The sequence below is a fragment of the Deltaproteobacteria bacterium HGW-Deltaproteobacteria-6 genome (assembly GCA_002840435.1).
Lineage (GTDB): Bacteria > Desulfobacterota > Syntrophia > Syntrophales > Smithellaceae > UBA8904.
On the sequence record PHAT01000001.1, the window covers coordinates 26,922 to 42,170 of the forward strand.

11 protein-coding genes are annotated in these 15,249 nt (G+C 51.6%); 7 read left to right on the forward strand and 4 right to left on the reverse strand.

Going from position 1 to position 15,249, the window contains the following annotated elements:
• Positions 1-255: 255 nt before the first annotated feature.
• Positions 256-531 carry a hypothetical protein gene (locus CVU71_00110; GenBank protein PKN20239.1) on the reverse strand — a complete coding sequence of 92 codons (276 nt, stop codon included), beginning with the start codon at positions 529-531 and terminating at the stop codon, positions 256-258.
• A gap of 613 nt (positions 532-1,144) precedes the next feature.
• Between CVU71_00110 and CVU71_00115 the strand changes: the two genes are divergently transcribed.
• Both CVU71_00115 and CVU71_00120 read left to right on the forward strand, forming a co-directional pair.
• The gene (locus CVU71_00115) at positions 1,145-3,139 is read left to right on the forward strand and encodes an ATP-dependent DNA helicase (protein ID PKN21014.1); all 1,995 of its coding nucleotides are present in this window, start codon (positions 1,145-1,147) and stop codon (positions 3,137-3,139) included.
• Between the two features lie 201 nt (positions 3,140-3,340).
• Entirely contained in the window at positions 3,341-4,519 is a 1,179-nt protein-coding gene (locus CVU71_00120; GenBank protein ID PKN20240.1) for a hypothetical protein, read from the forward strand.
• A 79-nt stretch (positions 4,520-4,598) separates the two neighbouring features.
• Here CVU71_00120 and CVU71_00125 read toward each other — a convergent pair whose 3' ends face one another.
• On the reverse strand, positions 4,599-7,310 hold the full coding sequence (locus CVU71_00125; GenBank protein ID PKN20241.1) for a carbonate dehydratase: 2,712 nt from the start codon (positions 7,308-7,310) through the stop codon (positions 4,599-4,601).
• A gap of 83 nt (positions 7,311-7,393) precedes the next feature.
• Here CVU71_00125 and CVU71_00130 point away from each other — a divergent pair, with 83 nt between their 5' ends.
• Together CVU71_00130 and CVU71_00135 are read left to right on the forward strand one after the other, a co-directional pair.
• On the forward strand, positions 7,394-7,600 hold the full coding sequence (locus CVU71_00130) for a hypothetical protein (GenBank protein ID PKN20242.1): 207 nt from the start codon (positions 7,394-7,396) through the stop codon (positions 7,598-7,600).
• A 163-nt stretch (positions 7,601-7,763) separates the two neighbouring features.
• Positions 7,764-9,758 (forward strand): excinuclease ABC subunit B, encoded by a 1,995-nt coding sequence (locus CVU71_00135; GenBank protein PKN20243.1) that lies wholly within the window; start codon positions 7,764-7,766, stop codon positions 9,756-9,758.
• A gap of 3 nt (positions 9,759-9,761) precedes the next feature.
• On the opposite strand, the gene CVU71_00140 is transcribed toward CVU71_00135, so the two are convergent.
• Positions 9,762-12,233, reverse strand: a complete 2,472-nt coding sequence (locus CVU71_00140) for a B12-binding domain-containing radical SAM protein (protein PKN20244.1) — start codon at positions 12,231-12,233, stop codon at positions 9,762-9,764.
• A gap of 34 nt (positions 12,234-12,267) precedes the next feature.
• On the reverse strand, positions 12,268-12,666 hold the full coding sequence (locus tag CVU71_00145) for a hypothetical protein (GenBank protein PKN20245.1): 399 nt from the start codon (positions 12,664-12,666) through the stop codon (positions 12,268-12,270).
• Positions 12,667-12,791: 125 nt separating this feature from the next.
• On the opposite strand from CVU71_00145, the gene purU reads away from it, so the two are divergent.
• The 3 genes from purU (at position 12,792) to hpt (ending at position 15,238) form a co-directional block, all read left to right on the forward strand.
• Positions 12,792-13,649 (forward strand): formyltetrahydrofolate deformylase, encoded by an 858-nt coding sequence (gene purU, locus CVU71_00150; GenBank protein PKN20246.1) that lies wholly within the window; start codon positions 12,792-12,794, stop codon positions 13,647-13,649.
• Positions 13,650-13,727: 78 nt separating this feature from the next.
• Positions 13,728-14,525, forward strand: a complete 798-nt coding sequence (locus tag CVU71_00155; GenBank protein ID PKN20247.1) for a hypothetical protein — start codon at positions 13,728-13,730, stop codon at positions 14,523-14,525.
• A 173-nt stretch (positions 14,526-14,698) separates the two neighbouring features.
• On the forward strand, positions 14,699-15,238 hold the full coding sequence (gene hpt / locus CVU71_00160; GenBank protein ID PKN20248.1) for a hypoxanthine phosphoribosyltransferase: 540 nt from the start codon (positions 14,699-14,701) through the stop codon (positions 15,236-15,238).
• Positions 15,239-15,249 lie beyond the last annotated feature (11 nt).

The window sequence follows — 15,249 nt, forward strand, 5'->3', positions numbered from 1 at the left end:
TAAGTGAGACTCAAATTTCAAAAGCGCCCCGACCTGCTCTGACAAGGTAACACCCTGAAATCATTAAGTCGAACCATGCCGTAAAGCGGAGGGTATTAAAAACACCCGTGGCTGTCATTGAAACAAATAAAGCCTGAAGTTAATAATTGAAATACTGGATGCTGTAAAGTATTTTTTCTCCTCAAAAGCAAAAAAACCCCCGCCGGGGTGGGGCGGGGGCTTTTTACTGCTGGAACTATCTATAGAGGGAAGGGTTTAGCTGATCAGGGTTTTCAGAGCATCGACAACCGGCGCCGTGAAAAGAGCAATCAGAAGCGTATAAAGAGCAAAAGATCCAATTGCTTCACTCAGATATAGTTTGTCATATTTGCGCTTCAAAGAAACAATAATGAGTCCGCCGATAACCAGGCAGCCAAAATGGAAGAAGGGGAAAGCGGCATCTCCGGTAGCGCTGAATTGAGCAAAGCTGAAAGTTGCTGTTGTCAAAACAATAAAGCCAACTAAAAGAGCTGTCTGCATAATTTTTTTCATAATCAAATCCTCCTCAAATTCTGGAAAGACTGTTTGCTTGTCTTTGATTAGATTACAATGAAAAAAATGTGCCAGATATCAAAGCAAAAATAATAATTCTTTAAATAATTAATATTATTAAAATAATAACCATGGTTATCCCGGCCGCTTCCGGATAAGTGTTGTCTAAAACGATAATTGATTGAAAGAAACGTTCAATGCCGATCAGAAAAAGAATAAAACATTTAATCCCGCTAATGCGGGGCAAGTGTCAATTTGCCTCAGCTTGCTGCGAAACGGTTGGCAGAAGGGCTGTATGGAATTGACTGTTTTGTGCCGGATGTTTAGTTTTCGACAAGTGATTGCGGCGATTCATGTGACAGTCGGAGCAACAACAAGGATTCTTCGAAAAAATTTGTAATGGTTTGATATATTAAAAAATATGACCAGGGTGGAGACAATGCGTCAGCCGTAATATGTTTATCAGCTGTTCTTTGTCGAAGCTTTACCATTAATCGGCATTGTGCTAGAAACATGTATAATGAAAGATAAAACGACCTGCAGGAAAATACCACTACGACATAAGCACATGTTATCCGGACGAAAAACAAAACGCCCGGAGTCGTTTTCTTTTATGAAACCGGACATTGCCCAGCCGCTTCGGAGCATTCTGGCGCGGATCGGCAAGCCTGAAGCCGCGCCTTTTGTGCCGGATGAATTTCAGGTGCAGGCGCTTTCCGCCATCAGGCAAAATGATTGTCTGGTGATTGCCCCGACCGGTTCCGGTAAAACCTGGATCGCGCGCGAAGCCATTTTGTCGGTGATGGAAAAAGGCGGACGCGCCTGGTACGCGTCGCCGCTCAAAGCCCTGTCCAATTCCAAATGGGTGGAGTTCGGCCTGCATTTTGATCCCGAAAATGTCGGCATCATCACCGGCGACACCAAAGAAAATACCGAAGCGCCGATCATTGTCGGTACGACGGAAATCCTGCGCAATCAGCTTTATGACGTTATGCATGAGGGACTGGACCTGGATTGCGATCTGGTCATTCTGGACGAAGCACATTTTCTGGGCGACGTTGACCGCGGTGTCGTATGGGAAGAAATTATGATTTACCTGCCGGTACGGGTAAATCTGCTGTTGCTTTCGGCCACCATCGGCAATGGCGATGAGATTGCGTCTTGGCTTTCATCCATCCGCAATAAAACCTGCACGGTGATCCGTGAGGAAAAACGCCCCGTGCCGCTGTATCCGATGTTCCTGCATCCGTCCGGCTGCCTGCATCCTTTTCTGGACGGCAAAAAAGCCGGGCATGCTGTTTGTGAGTTTTTGAAAAAAGAAAAATTCCGGCACCGGGGAAGCCGCCGTCCGCCGGATTACGCCGGTATTATACGGGTGCTGGAGCATTTCAACCTTCTGCCGGCCATCTTCTTTTTAAAATCGCGCGCGGAATGCGACGCGGCGCTTTCCTGCCGGTCGGGACTTGCGCCTCTGAAAGAGAATGACGCGTTCAACGATGATTTATACGATCTTTTAGATCGGTTTCCTTCTCTCGGCTCTCACCGGCAGATCAAGGCGCTCCGGGCCGCAGGACTGGCCGCGCATCACGGCGGGCAGTTGCCGTCCTGGAAACTGCTGGTTGAGGAAATGATGAACCGCGGGCGCCTGCGGGTGATTTTTGCCACCTCCACTATTGCCGCCGGTGTAAATTTCCCCGCGCGAACGATTGTGCTGTTTAATTCCGATCAGTTTAACGGGCATGATTTTGCGGAACTGTCGGCAACGGAGTTTCGCCAGATGACGGGAAGGGCAGGAAGGCGCGGTCAGGACAACATCGGCTTTATGCTGGCGGTTTCCGGCCGGTTTATGGATTTGGGACATATCAGGAAAATGCTGGGAGCTGCTCCGGAAGATATCTTCAGTCAGTTGAAGAATGACTTTGGGATGGTTCTGAATCTGCTTTTGTCACAGACACCGCATGATGTGAAAAAAATATTTGAAAGATCGTTTGCGGCCTGGCAGCAAACGAAAGCGGAAAATCATGGAGCGTCTGCCGCCGATCTGCTGTGGAAGGATTTTTCCCTGCACCTGAATTTTCTTCGTGAAGAGGGATTTGTCGATGCGGCAGGCAGGCTCACCGATGATGGGCACTGGGCGTCACGTCTGAGGCTGGACCATCCGCTTTTGGTTGCCGAATGTCTGCGAAAAGGCGGCTTCCCGGGGGATAATGAAAAACTGCTGGCGGCGGTGGTTGCGGTGTTTGCCTACGACCGTGACGATGAGATACAAATGGTCACCAAAGAACTGCCGCATAAACTGACAGCCGTGCTGCGCAAAATGCTGCTGGTTGTCCGGCCGCTTTCTCGCCGGCTGGAGGAGGCCGGATTTGTCGGCGCCAGGTTGTTTGCCTCGGCCGGGGTGGCGATGTATTACTGGGCGCAGGGGAGGGACTGGGATTTGATGATCAGGATGACCGGCATTGCCGAGGGCGACATGGCCTCGTTGATCCTGCGCACGGCGGACAATCTGCGGCAGATCGCTTCCCTCAAAGATACGCATCCGGAAATAGCGGCATGCGCGGTTCGGGCAAGGGAGGCGATACTGCGCGAACCGGTCCTCTTCCTGTGAGGTTTGGGCCGTTGAAAACCGCCCACCTGCGGCGTTTCCCTCACCCTTCGTCGTTGCGGCGTATGAAAATACGCCTCACTCCTCAGGGCTCGGGGGCCTTGCATCTGGACGGTTTTGAACGGCCCTGAAAAACAATGGTGTATGAATACAAAATTTAGTGAAAATAAAAATTTATAAGGAAATAAATAATTTATTAATCATATGCTGAAAAAGTTATTGATCATTCTATCGCTGATATTTTGTTTTTTGACATCCAATCCGGTTTTGGCAGCCGACACGCGGGTGACGGAGCTTCGCACCGGCAGCTTCCATACCAATCTGCTGCAGGGGATCAGTAAAACTTTCAATATGGATAACGCCGCCGCAGATGCTTATTTCAAGAAGGCCATAGAATTGGAGCCCGAAAATCCGACCGGATATGCCCTGTCCGCGATGCTGCATTTATTCGCTTATGAAATGTGCTATACCCTTGAGCAACGGCAGAAAGAGAAAGAAGCCATTTTGTACTATTCGGAAGAAGCGCTGGCGCGGGGTGAAAAAAGGATTGCCCGGTATCCTAAAGACAGCCGTGCCTATCTGGCCATGGCTCTGGCTAAAATTGCCAAAGTTAACTGGGCCATCAAAGAGAAGAAATATCTGGTCATGGCCCAGGAAACATCCAGTATCTGGGATTATCTGGAAGCCGCCAAATCCGCTGATCCCAATAATTATGATGTTGATTTTTTAATGGGATGGCTCCACTACCATATTGATCATTTTCAGGGGATGACCGGTTTCCTGTCTTCATGGCTGATCGTGGATGGAAACCGGCAAAAGGGGCTGCAGGAAATAAAAACAGCGGCGCAAAAGGGGTATCTTCTTCGTGATATCGCTCAATCCGAGCTGATTTCGGTTTATCTCAACTATGAAAAACAACCATCCAAAGCCCTGCCCATTCTTCAGGATTTAAAAAATAAATTTCCAAATAACTATAACTATTACTTTACACTGGGTATGGCCATGGTGGAGTTGCGCCGGTTTGACGAAGCCGAGGCCATCGCCGCACAAATTGAAAAAAACATCAGCTCCGGGGCGTCGCCCTTTGTTCCGCAGCTTCAGCCGCGCTATAATCAGTTGATGGGACGGATTCATTTTAAACGCGGTGAATACGGAAGAGCCGAATCGTTTTTTCAGAAAGTTGTTCAGGACAAATCTTTCTATAATGCCCGCACGCGGGCCCGGTCTCTGGTCTATCTGGGCATGATTCATGATATTCGTCAGGAACGCAGATATGCAGGGGATTACTACAAGCGGGCGCTGCAAGTTGAAGGCGCCGAGGGATCTGCGAAGATTGATGCGAAAGAATATCTTAAAACGCCTTACCGGGTGAATGGGAAGTGAACAGCAAAAAAGGCGCAAAGCCGCCAAGGGATAAAGATAAATAAAGGAATCATTGAAAAGATGTAAATATTGTTTTGCCTCAGCGCGCTTTTTTCAATACATGCAGCCTCACCCATTTTTCCAAACCGATAATGCAGTAAACGGCAAGGGCAACACCGACAATCAGAAGCCAGTCGTTTGCGCCGATCGGGGCGCTGTGAAACACTTTATTCATAAACGGCGCATAGGTGAAGAGGAGCTGCAGGACGATCATCAGACCGCTGCCCGCCAGCACCCAGGGATTGGACAATAGCCCGATTTTAAACATGGAACGCGTCAGCGACCGGCAGTTGAACAGGTAGGTGAGTTCGATCAGGACAAACATGTTCACCGCAACTGTCCGGGCCGTTTCCGGCGTATAACCGGCGGCTTTCTGCCAGTTGAAGACGGAAAAGACCGCCGCAAGCATCAGCAGGGAAACCAGTAAAATACGTCCGATCAGAATGCCGGACAAGATGGGGCTGTCGGGCTTGCGGGGCGGATACGTCATTAAATCCGTTTCGCCCGGCTCGAAGGCCAGCATCAATCCCAAAAGCACCGCCGTGGTCATGTTGATCCAGAGAATCTGCACCGGGAGAATGGGCAGCGCCACACCGCTCATGACGGCGGCCAGAATCACGAGGCCTTCGCCGCCGTTGGTGGGAAGCGTCCAGGTGATGAATTTGATCAGATTGTCAAAAATGCGGCGTCCTTCATCAACGGCGGCGGTGATGCTGGCGAAATTATCATCGGTGAGCACCATGTCGGCGGCTTCCTTGGAGACGTCCGTACCGGTGATGCCCATGGCAATGCCGATATTGGCCTGCTTGAGGGCGGGGGCGTCATTGACACCGTCGCCGGTCATCGCGACAATGTGATTGCGGGCCTGCAGCGCTTTGACCAGCCGCAGTTTCTGCTCGGGCGCGACGCGCGCGAACACGGATGTCGTTTCCGCTTTTTCAATCATCTCTGCGTCCGAGAGGCTTTCCAGCTGCCTGCCGGTGAGGGTCGCGGGTTTTTCATTTTCCCGGCCGGGAACCAGGCCAATGCCCAGCTGTCTGGCGATTTCCGTCGCGGTGACGGCATGATCGCCCGTGATCATTTTCACGGCAATGCCGGCCTTGCGGCAGACGCCGACGGCGGCAATAGCTTCGGTGCGCGGCGGGTCAATCATGCCCTGCAAGCCCAGGAAGGTCAGGCCCGACAGGCAGTCGTCAACATCCAGCTTGTTTTTATCGATGGTCTTGCTTGCCAGCGCCAGCACGCGCAAACCGCCCGCCGCAAACTCGTCCGACTTTTTGAAGATATCGCCCTTGTCCAGCGGCGCCGGTATTCCGTCCGTCGACAGACTCTCCGAACAGGCCTCCAGAACCTTTTCAATTGCGCCTTTCAGATAGAGTCGGTTGCCCTGCCCGGTTTTGTGCAGGGTGGCCATAAACTGGCGTTCCGATTCAAAGGGAACGATATCCAGGCGGGGCATTGTTTCCAGAGCCTGCCCGGGAAAAAACCCGGCCTTGGCGGCGGCCGTAATCAACGAGCCTTCCGTCGGGTCTCCCTCGACGCGCCAGAGCGAATCCGATTCGACCAGGCGCGAATCGTTGCACAGAAGACCGGCGATGAGCGTCTCGGAAAGCGGCGTGGACAGTTGGCCGGTTACGGACGCGCCATTGGCGAGAATCCGGCCCTCCGGCGCATAGCCGTTGCCTTCCACGTCAAAAAAAACGTTTCCCGCAAAAATGCGGCGGACGGTCATCTGATTTTCGGTTAGTGTGCCGGTTTTATCCGAGCAGATCACGGTCGTGCTGCCCAGGGTTTCCACGGCGGGGAGCTTGCGGATGATGGCCTTGCGTCTGGCCATGCGGCTAACGCCGATGGCCAGTGTAATGGTCACGGCGGCGGGCAGCCCCTCCGGTATGGCGCCCACGGCCAGCGCGACGGCGGCCATGAACATATCGACCGCGCCTTCACCGCGCCAAAGCCCCACGGCAAAGGTCAGCGCCGCCAGCGCCAGGATGGCGATCAACAGCACCTTGCTGAAGGAAGCGATCTTGATGGTAAGGGGTGTGGAAAGGTCCGTCGCCTCGGAGATCATTTCAGAGATGCGCCCCGTTTCGGTTTTGTTGCCGGTGGCGACAACCACCGCCTGCGCCTGTCCGTAAGTGACCAGTGTTCCCGCGTAAGCCATGTTGCGCCGGTCGGCCAGAATCGTTTCGGGGTCCAGCACCTCTTCCTTTTTGATGACGGGTACGGATTCTCCGGTGAGCGCGGATTCGTCCACCTGCAAGTCGCGGCAAGACAGCAGACGGACATCGGCGGGAACCTTATCGCCGGACTGGATGCGGATGATGTCCCCGGCGACCAGATGGATCGAGTCGATCTGCATCCACTTGCCGTCGCGCAAAACCGTAGCCTGCGTGGTCATCATCCGCTTGAGGGATTCAATGGCCTTTTCTGCCTTCGATTCCTGAACAAACCCGATGACGGCGTTGACGATGACGACGCCGAAAATAACGGACGAATCCGCCCATTCCCGCAAAAGCAGTGTGATGAGGGCGGCGGCCAGCAAAATATAGACCAGCGGTTGGCGAAATTGCAGCAGAAACCGGGCGAGCGGCCCTTTCTGCTTTTTGGCCGTGACCATATTGAGGCCGAAACGTTCGATGCGATGTTTTGCTTCAAACAGCGAAAGCCCGCGATCCGGATGCGTGGTTAAAAGTGTTGTGACTTCTTCGGCCGGACAGTGATGCCAGTGTTTGCAGATTAACGACTCCATCGCGTTGACTCCTGAAAAAAAGCAGCTTAAAAAACGAAACGCCCGAATAAACTTTGCTATGTTGAAGAACTTCGAGAGTACTGATGAAAACGATCCATGCCAATGACCTGGACGCCATTGACGGCCTTAATATAAACGAGATAAATGAATTGTCAAACGGAATCGGATCGGCATCAGGCCATCCGTTCATAGAGCGGCGGCGATGCGGATGTCATCCGATGATGCCCGGCAAGACTGTCAACAAGGTCATCCATAAAGCTTCCCGCATTTTGCGCCTAAAATCTTTTTGACACACAAGAGGTCTTCTAATATTATTTCGTGCCACGAAGCAGGTGGAAACAGGAAGATGTTGAAATCAGGTGTATTTCGGCGGGCATTTGGTGTTGCGCTTTACCCGTCAAAGAAGTTGTTGCTTTTTTTGCAACATGCAGGCTTATTGACAGCAATAGAGCTATGGAAACTTTTTCTTTAATTACAGATTTTATCCCGTCGGGCGATCAGCCGCAGGCTATTGATGCATTAACGCAGGGGCTGGCTGACGGCAAAGAACATCAGGTGCTGCTGGGCGTTACCGGCTCCGGAAAAACCTTCACGATTGCCAATGTCATTTTGCGTGCGCAGCGGACGGCGCTGATTATCGCACATAACAAAACACTGGCCGCGCAGCTGTATGAAGAATTCAAAGGCCTCTTTCCCGATAATGCCGTGGAATACTTTGTCAGTTATTATGACTACTACCAGCCCGAAGCTTATCTGCCCACAACGGATACCTATATCGAAAAAGATTCGGCCATCAATGAGGAAATCGACAAACTGCGCCATGCGGCGACTCACGCGCTCCTGACGCGCCGTGACGTCATCATTGTAGCCAGCGTTTCCTGCATTTACGGTCTGGGGTCGCCGGAAGCCTATCTGGGCATGATTGTGCAGCTGGAGGTGGGGAAGGATGTTTCCCGCGAGGACATGCTGCACCGGCTGATTGAAATCCAGTATGAACGAAACGACATTGATTTTCACCGCGGCACATTTCGCGTGCGCGGCGATGTCGTGGAAATCTTTCCGCCTTATGAAGACGAACAGGCCATCCGCGTGGAATTCTTCGGCGATACGATTGAAGCGATTTATCTGATTGACCCGTTGCGCGGGAAGAAGCTTGGCTCGCTTACCAGGACAGCCGTCTATCCGGGCAGCCATTACGTCACCACGCGCGAGAATCTCAAACGGGCGACCGCCGACATCCGCGCGGAACTGGCGCAGACCCTGTCCAGATATAAAGAACAGAATATGCTGCTGGAAGCACAACGGCTGGAACAGCGCACAAATTTTGATCTGGAAATGATGGAAGAGATGGGCTACTGCCAGGGCATTGAAAATTATTCCCGCCATCTGACCGGCCGCAAACCCGGCGAACCGCCGCCGACGCTCATGGAATATCTGCCGAAAGACGCCCTGATTATTATTGATGAGAGCCACGCCACGCTGCCGCAGGTGGCCGGTATGTATCGCGGCGACCGGTCGCGCAAGGAAACGCTTGTGAAATACGGCTTCCGTCTGCCTTCGGCATTGGATAACCGCCCGCTGCGGTTTGAAGAATACGAAGCGCTGCCCAATCAGCGGATTTATATCTCGGCGACGCCGGCCGCCTTTGAAATGGAAAAAGCGCATGGCATCCGCGTGGAACAAATTATCCGTCCGACAGGTCTGATGGATCCGGAAATAGAAATCAAACCCGCCGTGCATCAAGTGGACGACCTGCTGGAAGAAATCCGTCTCCGCGTTAAGAAAGAGGAAAGAATTCTGGTGACCACGCTGACCAAACGCATGGCGGAGAATTTAACAGACTATTACACCGGCCTGGGCATCCGCGTGCGTTATCTGCATTCCGATATTCATACGCTGGAGCGCGTCAGCATCATCCGTGATCTACGCCTGGGAGAGTTCGATGTGCTGGTCGGCGTCAATCTCTTAAGAGAAGGTCTGGATATCCCCGAAGTGTCGCTGGTGGCGATTCTTGACGCGGACAAGGAAGGGTTTTTGCGTTCCGAACGATCACTGATTCAAACCAGCGGCCGCGCCGCGCGCAACGTCGGCGGCAAGGTCATCATGTATGCCGACAAAATAACAAAATCTATTCAGGCCTGTCTTGACGAAACCAGACGCCGCCGGATTATTCAGGCCAAATATAATGAAGAAAACAACATCACCCCCGAAACCATCAAAAAATCGATCAGTAATATCCTGGGTTCAATTTACGAAGCCGACTACATGACCGTACCGATAGATGCCGGAGGCCGGGCCATTCCGGCGAAAGAGGAAGATCTGCCCGCTCTCATTAAAAATCTGACGGCGGAAATGAAGCAGGCCGCGAAAAATCTGGAATTCGAAAAAGCCGCAGCCCTGCGTGATGAAATCAAAGAGCTGAACAAAATTCTCCTGGAGATGGGATAGCAATCAGGCCAGGATGGTTTTTGTTTTGATCACGCAAACCTGCTGCGTCTGATTGGCGGGAAAGCCCAGGATGTGCTGGATAATATCGATGGGACGGACGGAGCCGGTCTGGGCATGGCGCAGGGTCATGGAGACTTTTTTCTCTTCGGCGTTTAACGTCAGCGCCTCGACAAAGGGGCGAATGTCGCGGGTGACGGTCTTTCCTTTGGCTTGCCGGGAAATCGGAAACGAGCTTGCGGCCCAAAAATTTTCCATGTTTTCTTTGATGCTCTTTAGTTTGTCTTCATTCACATCAGGCGGTAGAAGCAGGTCGTAGGCAAAGCCAAAAAGCGCCTGGGCCAACTCTTTTGCGACATAGGAAAGCAATTTGATATCTGTAATCTCCATGCCCGCGGGCAGGGCGGCGTTGATTTCTTTCTTCAGGCGGGGCAGGTCCTGCGGATACTCCAGGGCGGTGACATCCAGATATTCCTCAAGGCTGGCCATTCCCACCGATGTGGCGGTGGCAAACGAAATTTTCGGATGCGGATGAAAGCCTGCCGAGTAGCAAAGTGCAAGAGAACTCCGGCGCAGGGCGCGGGTTAAGGCCATGGCCAGTTCCAGATGGGATAAAAAGCGGGCGCGGCCGGTCTTGGTGAAGCTCAGGCGGTAAACTTTTTCACGGGCTGTCGTTGGTCCGGGTTTTACCGCCTCTGCCGCGTCTCCTGCATCCTTGTCCGAAAAAATATTTCTGGTGTCTGAAAAATCGCAGACCCCGCAGTCCTGACAGGCGTCGTACCGGCAATCCGGTGTGGCCGAATAATGATCGGCCTTTTCTTTTTCCGAAAGCAGGAAGTCACGGCTCACGCCGCAATCGATGTTGTCCCAGGGCAGGGGGTCGGCCGCTGCGCGTTCACGCAGGTAATCGTCGACGTTGATCCCTGTATCCTTTATGGCCTCCTGCCACAGATCAAAGCGGAATAATTCATTCCAGCCGTCAAAGCGGCAGCCTTTTTGATAGGCGCACAAAAGCAGGTCCCCGATTTTGTCATCGCCCCGGGAAAACAGGCCTTCCAGCAGAGACATCCGGGCGTCATGCCATTTGACGGTGATATTACGGTTTTTCATTCTGTCACGGATAAAATGCTGCCTGTCGTAGGTTTCCTCAAGCGACAGCTGCTTTTCCCACTGAAAGGGTGTGTGCGGCTTGGGAACAAAAGTCGAAAGGCTGATGGTGACCTGACCACGGTGGCGGGCCGCTCGCAGCGCCTGATAGCCCAGGTCAATGATGCCCGTAAGATCGCTTTCTTCTTCATGCGGCAGACCGATCATGAAATACAGTTTGATGGCTTTCCAGCCGGCGGCAAAGACTTTATCCACCGACTGAAGCAAATCGTCGGCGGTGTTGCCTTTGTTGATTACCTGACGCATTTTATCCGTCCCCGCTTCCGGCGCCAGGGTAAAACTGGTTTTGCGCGTGCGCTTGATTTCCTCGATCAGCGTCTCGCTCAGCGATTCGACGCGCAGGGACGGCAGGGCGAGGGCGACTCTTTCGGTATAATGTTTCTGCATCAGGTTCCGGATAAGCGGTTCAATACAACTGTAATCTCCTGAACTGAGTGATAAAAGTGATATTTCATCATGGCCTGTGGCATGCAGGGCCTGATTGGCCATGTCTGCAATCAATTGCGCATTTCTCTCCCGGTAAGGACGCCAGAGCATGCCCGCCTGACAAAACCGGCAGCCTCTAGTGCAGCCCCGGGCGATTTCCAGCACAATGCGGTCATGGATGGTTTGCATCAGCGGTACGACCGGTGCAACAGGATGGGGCCACGCGTTCAGATCAATGACTTTTCGTTTTTTGATGATCGTGCTTTTGCCGTGCACAGCGGGGACATAAATGCCTTCGATATTGGCGAGCTTCCCGAGCATGGCGTCTCTGGTAATTTTCTGTTTTTTGCTGTCCCTGACGGCGGCGGTGATTTCCGCGACCACTTCCTCGCCTTCGCCGATGACAAAGGCGTCGATGAAAGCGGCAAGCGGCGCGGGATTAAACGCGCAGGGGCCGCCTGCGATGATCAGCGGATGGTGGTTAAGACGATCACTTGATTTCAGCGGAATTCCGCCCATGTCCAGCATACCCAGCATATTGGTGTAGGACAATTCATATTGCAGCGAAAAACCGATGATGTCAAAATCAGTCATGAGGCTTGCGGATTCAAGCGATGTCAGAGGGAGACGGCGCAGGCGCAACTGGTTTTCCCGATCCGGCCAGGGGGCAAAACAGCGTTCGGCCGCCACATCCGGAAGCGCGTTTAAGACGGCATACAGAATTTGTAATCCCAGATGCGACATGCCTACTTCATAGGTATCGGGAAAGGCCAGGAGAAAGCGCACGCCGGCATCGGCCTTGTGAATGGAGTTGACTTCCGCGCCGATGTAGCGGCTGGGTTTTTCGGCGCCGGCTAACAGCGCATCAAGAATGTCCTGTGTCATTATTTACTTTCCGTGTGGTTTGTGCCGCCCGATATTATTCTGCCCGGTCCGGGTAAGGATAAGCCTTGTACTTGAAGGGATTGAGTTTGATGTCTTTCAGCTGCGACAATGCCATTTTTTTTGCGAAATTGGGTGAGGACAGATAACCGAGAGAGTTGTTTTTGAACGTGTCCAAAAGCTCGTTGCGGACGGATTCTTCATCTTTGTCGTTGACAAAAGATCTTTCCATTTTGTGTTCGTAAGTCAATTCATCGCCCGATGCATTCTTTACCTGCAGATAGTCGTCGGACGAGGCGAAAAAGGATTCCAAAACCCCGATTTTTACCTGAAAAGTCAATTCGACTTTTATCGTATCTGCGGCAATGCGCCGGGAGGAATCGGTAATCGTCAATGTCAGGCCGTTGGGTAGATTGATTGCTTCAATTAATTCCATCGATTTTCTATTTCCCGCTTTTTTAATTTGCTGGAGTGGTGCTTAGCATTTTTATTCTTGACCTGCAATCTTAATCCTTCTATAAACGACGCGGTAGTTTCTATAACCGGAAAAGAGTGGTTATTATGGAAGAATCCAACGCAATTTTGCTGCTATCGTGTCCCGACGGCAAAGGGCTGGTGGCGAGGCTTTCCAACTTTATTTTTCAGAACGGCGGCAATATTGTCGATGCCGACCAATACACCTCGAAGCAGGGAAAAATATTTTTCATGCGCATCGAGTGGGAACTGGAAGGTTTCGCGCTCAGCCGCGAGGAAATTCCCGTCGTTTTTGCGCCCCTGGCCCGTCAATACGGCATGAAATGGACATTGCACTTTACCGATTATGTGCCGCGAACGGCAATTTTTGTTTCCCGTCATCTGCATTGTCTGCATGATCTGATCCTGCGCCGGCACATGGGAGAGCTGGATGCCAGCGTGGAGGCCGTGATCAGCAATCATCCCGACGCGAAGGATCTGGTCGAACAGTTTGGAATCAAATTTTTCCATTTCCCCATCACGCCCGGTAATAAACGGGAGCAGGAAAAGAGGCAAGCGGCGCTTTTGCGGGAAATGAAAATTGATCTGGTGGTGCTGGCGCGTTATATGCAGATTCTGTCGGGCGGATTTATCGAACCGTACGCCGGCAGGATTATCAATATCCACCATTCATTTTTACCCGCGTTTTCAGGAAGCAATCCCTATCAACAGGCGTATGACCGGGGTGTAAAAATTATCGGGGCGACGGCGCATTATGCTACCGAACAGTTGGATGACGGTCCCATCATCGCCCAGGACGTCGTTAAAATCAGCCACCGGGATACCATTGCTGATATCCAGACCAAGAGCAAGGATCTGGAAAGAATTGTGCTGGCGCGTGCTCTGCGTCTGCACCTGGACAATAAGATCATCGTGCATGGGGCTAAGACGGTGGTGTTTGAATGATGCCTGTGTCAGGCAGATCTTAGTTCGATTTATTCGGAGTATGTAGAAGGTGTTTAAATGTCAATAGAGTCTTCCCTTATGGTATTATGTCAGCCGGACATCCGCAAATCCTGTGGTGCCTGCTGCGGTCTTTACAATTATGTGGACAGTTCGCGCGAGTCACTGACCCGAAGATTGCGCGCCCGTACGAAACGCTTCCGTGAAATGGTGAAGTTGCCGGGTGATATCGACAGCTATGCCGAAGCAACCTTTGCCGCTGAAGATTTCCGGAAAAGGTACGAGGTCATTTACTGCTGCGAGTATCTCGGTTTCCTGGATGCCGGCGAAAAGAAAGTCGGGTGCCTTGTCCATCCCATGCAGAATGACGGCATTGATATGCGGACGGGATCATTTTACGGTCAGGAAGTCTGCGCGGGGCATCTGTGTCCCAGCCATTATTTTATTCCCCGTTCCCAGCAGCTCATCCTGCTGAAAATTATTGATGACTGGTATCTTTACGGCCTGTGTCTGACGGATATTGACCTGGTTGTCACGTATTTTCGTTTGATTGCCGACCGGATCGGACAGGAGTTGAAACCGGACGTTTTTGACCGGCAGGATCTGAAGGAGATTGTGCTGGAATTTTTCAATTGGAAAACCACGTGGCCTTTCCGTTCCGATGAAGCCAATCGGCTGGGCAAATATTATTTTGACGGATCCCAGTATATGATCAGCCATATCGACTATGAAAAATTCGGCAGGGATATTTCGCCGCTCAATCCGATATTGCTCAGTTTGTCATCTGAATTTCGCAACGCGGATGAACTTGCCGCTGCGGAAAAAATGGTTTGGACCAACATCGAAAAATTCGTGTCATTGTATCGCAGCATTTTTTGATTTCTATTGACAGGCAAGCGGAAACTTGAGTAAAGTCAGGGACCGTTAAGAAACAAGGGGTTGCATTTCTGCCCGTTTCGCTACGGCCTTATGCCGGTTGTGATATTACAATGTTAGAGTTATTATTGAACAACGGCTTAAACATCAGCCATATGAAAACAAGGAACGCCGTGATGCCCACTATATCAAAGGAAATTATTCTTCACCGGTCTGAAATAGCCAGGCGCGTACAGGAAATGGCTGATGAGATTTCCCGTGACTACGCCGGTGAGGAAATCCTGATGATCGGCGTTCTCAAGGGCTCTTTTATTTTTATGGCGGATCTGGTCCGGGCGATGACCATTTCCTGCCAGACGGATTTTATCAGGGCGGCAAGCTATGGCGCCGGAATGGAAAGTTCGGGCAGCATTGTGATTACCAAGGATGTGGAACTGAATGTTGCCGGTCGGAATGTTCTGATCATTGAAGATATTGTAGACACCGGTTTGACGCTCCGGCATATTGTTGATACGTTAAAACTCAGAAATCCGAAATCCATTAAAGTCTGCACTTTTCTGGACAAGCGACAAAGAAGAAAAGTCCCGTTTGAAGCGGATTATATCGGTTTTACGATGGATGACGGTTTTATTGTTGGTTATGGGTTGGATTTCAACGAACAACACCGGTTTTTGCCGGATGTTTATGTGATCCGGACCGCAGTTGACAAGGATTAAGAGGGAGACCA

Excerpts from the sequence above, each read along its gene's own strand:
- CVU71_00110 (PKN20239.1), bottom strand. The coding sequence starts at position 531 with ATGAAAAAAATTATGCAGACAGCTCTTTTAGTTGGCTTTATTGTTTTG.
- CVU71_00115 (PKN21014.1), top strand. The coding sequence starts at position 1,145 with ATGAAACCGGACATTGCCCAGCCGCTTCGGAGCATTCTGGCGCGGATC.
- CVU71_00120 (PKN20240.1), top strand. The coding sequence starts at position 3,341 with ATGCTGAAAAAGTTATTGATCATTCTATCGCTGATATTTTGTTTTTTG.
- CVU71_00125 (PKN20241.1), bottom strand. The coding sequence starts at position 7,310 with ATGGAGTCGTTAATCTGCAAACACTGGCATCACTGTCCGGCCGAAGAA.
- CVU71_00130 (PKN20242.1), top strand. The coding sequence starts at position 7,394 with ATGAAAACGATCCATGCCAATGACCTGGACGCCATTGACGGCCTTAAT.
- CVU71_00135 (PKN20243.1), top strand. The coding sequence starts at position 7,764 with ATGGAAACTTTTTCTTTAATTACAGATTTTATCCCGTCGGGCGATCAG.
- CVU71_00140 (PKN20244.1), bottom strand. The coding sequence starts at position 12,233 with ATGACACAGGACATTCTTGATGCGCTGTTAGCCGGCGCCGAAAAACCC.
- CVU71_00145 (PKN20245.1), bottom strand. The coding sequence starts at position 12,666 with ATGGAATTAATTGAAGCAATCAATCTACCCAACGGCCTGACATTGACG.
- purU (PKN20246.1), top strand. The coding sequence starts at position 12,792 with ATGGAAGAATCCAACGCAATTTTGCTGCTATCGTGTCCCGACGGCAAA.
- CVU71_00155 (PKN20247.1), top strand. The coding sequence starts at position 13,728 with ATGGTATTATGTCAGCCGGACATCCGCAAATCCTGTGGTGCCTGCTGC.
- hpt (PKN20248.1), top strand. The coding sequence starts at position 14,699 with ATGCCCACTATATCAAAGGAAATTATTCTTCACCGGTCTGAAATAGCC.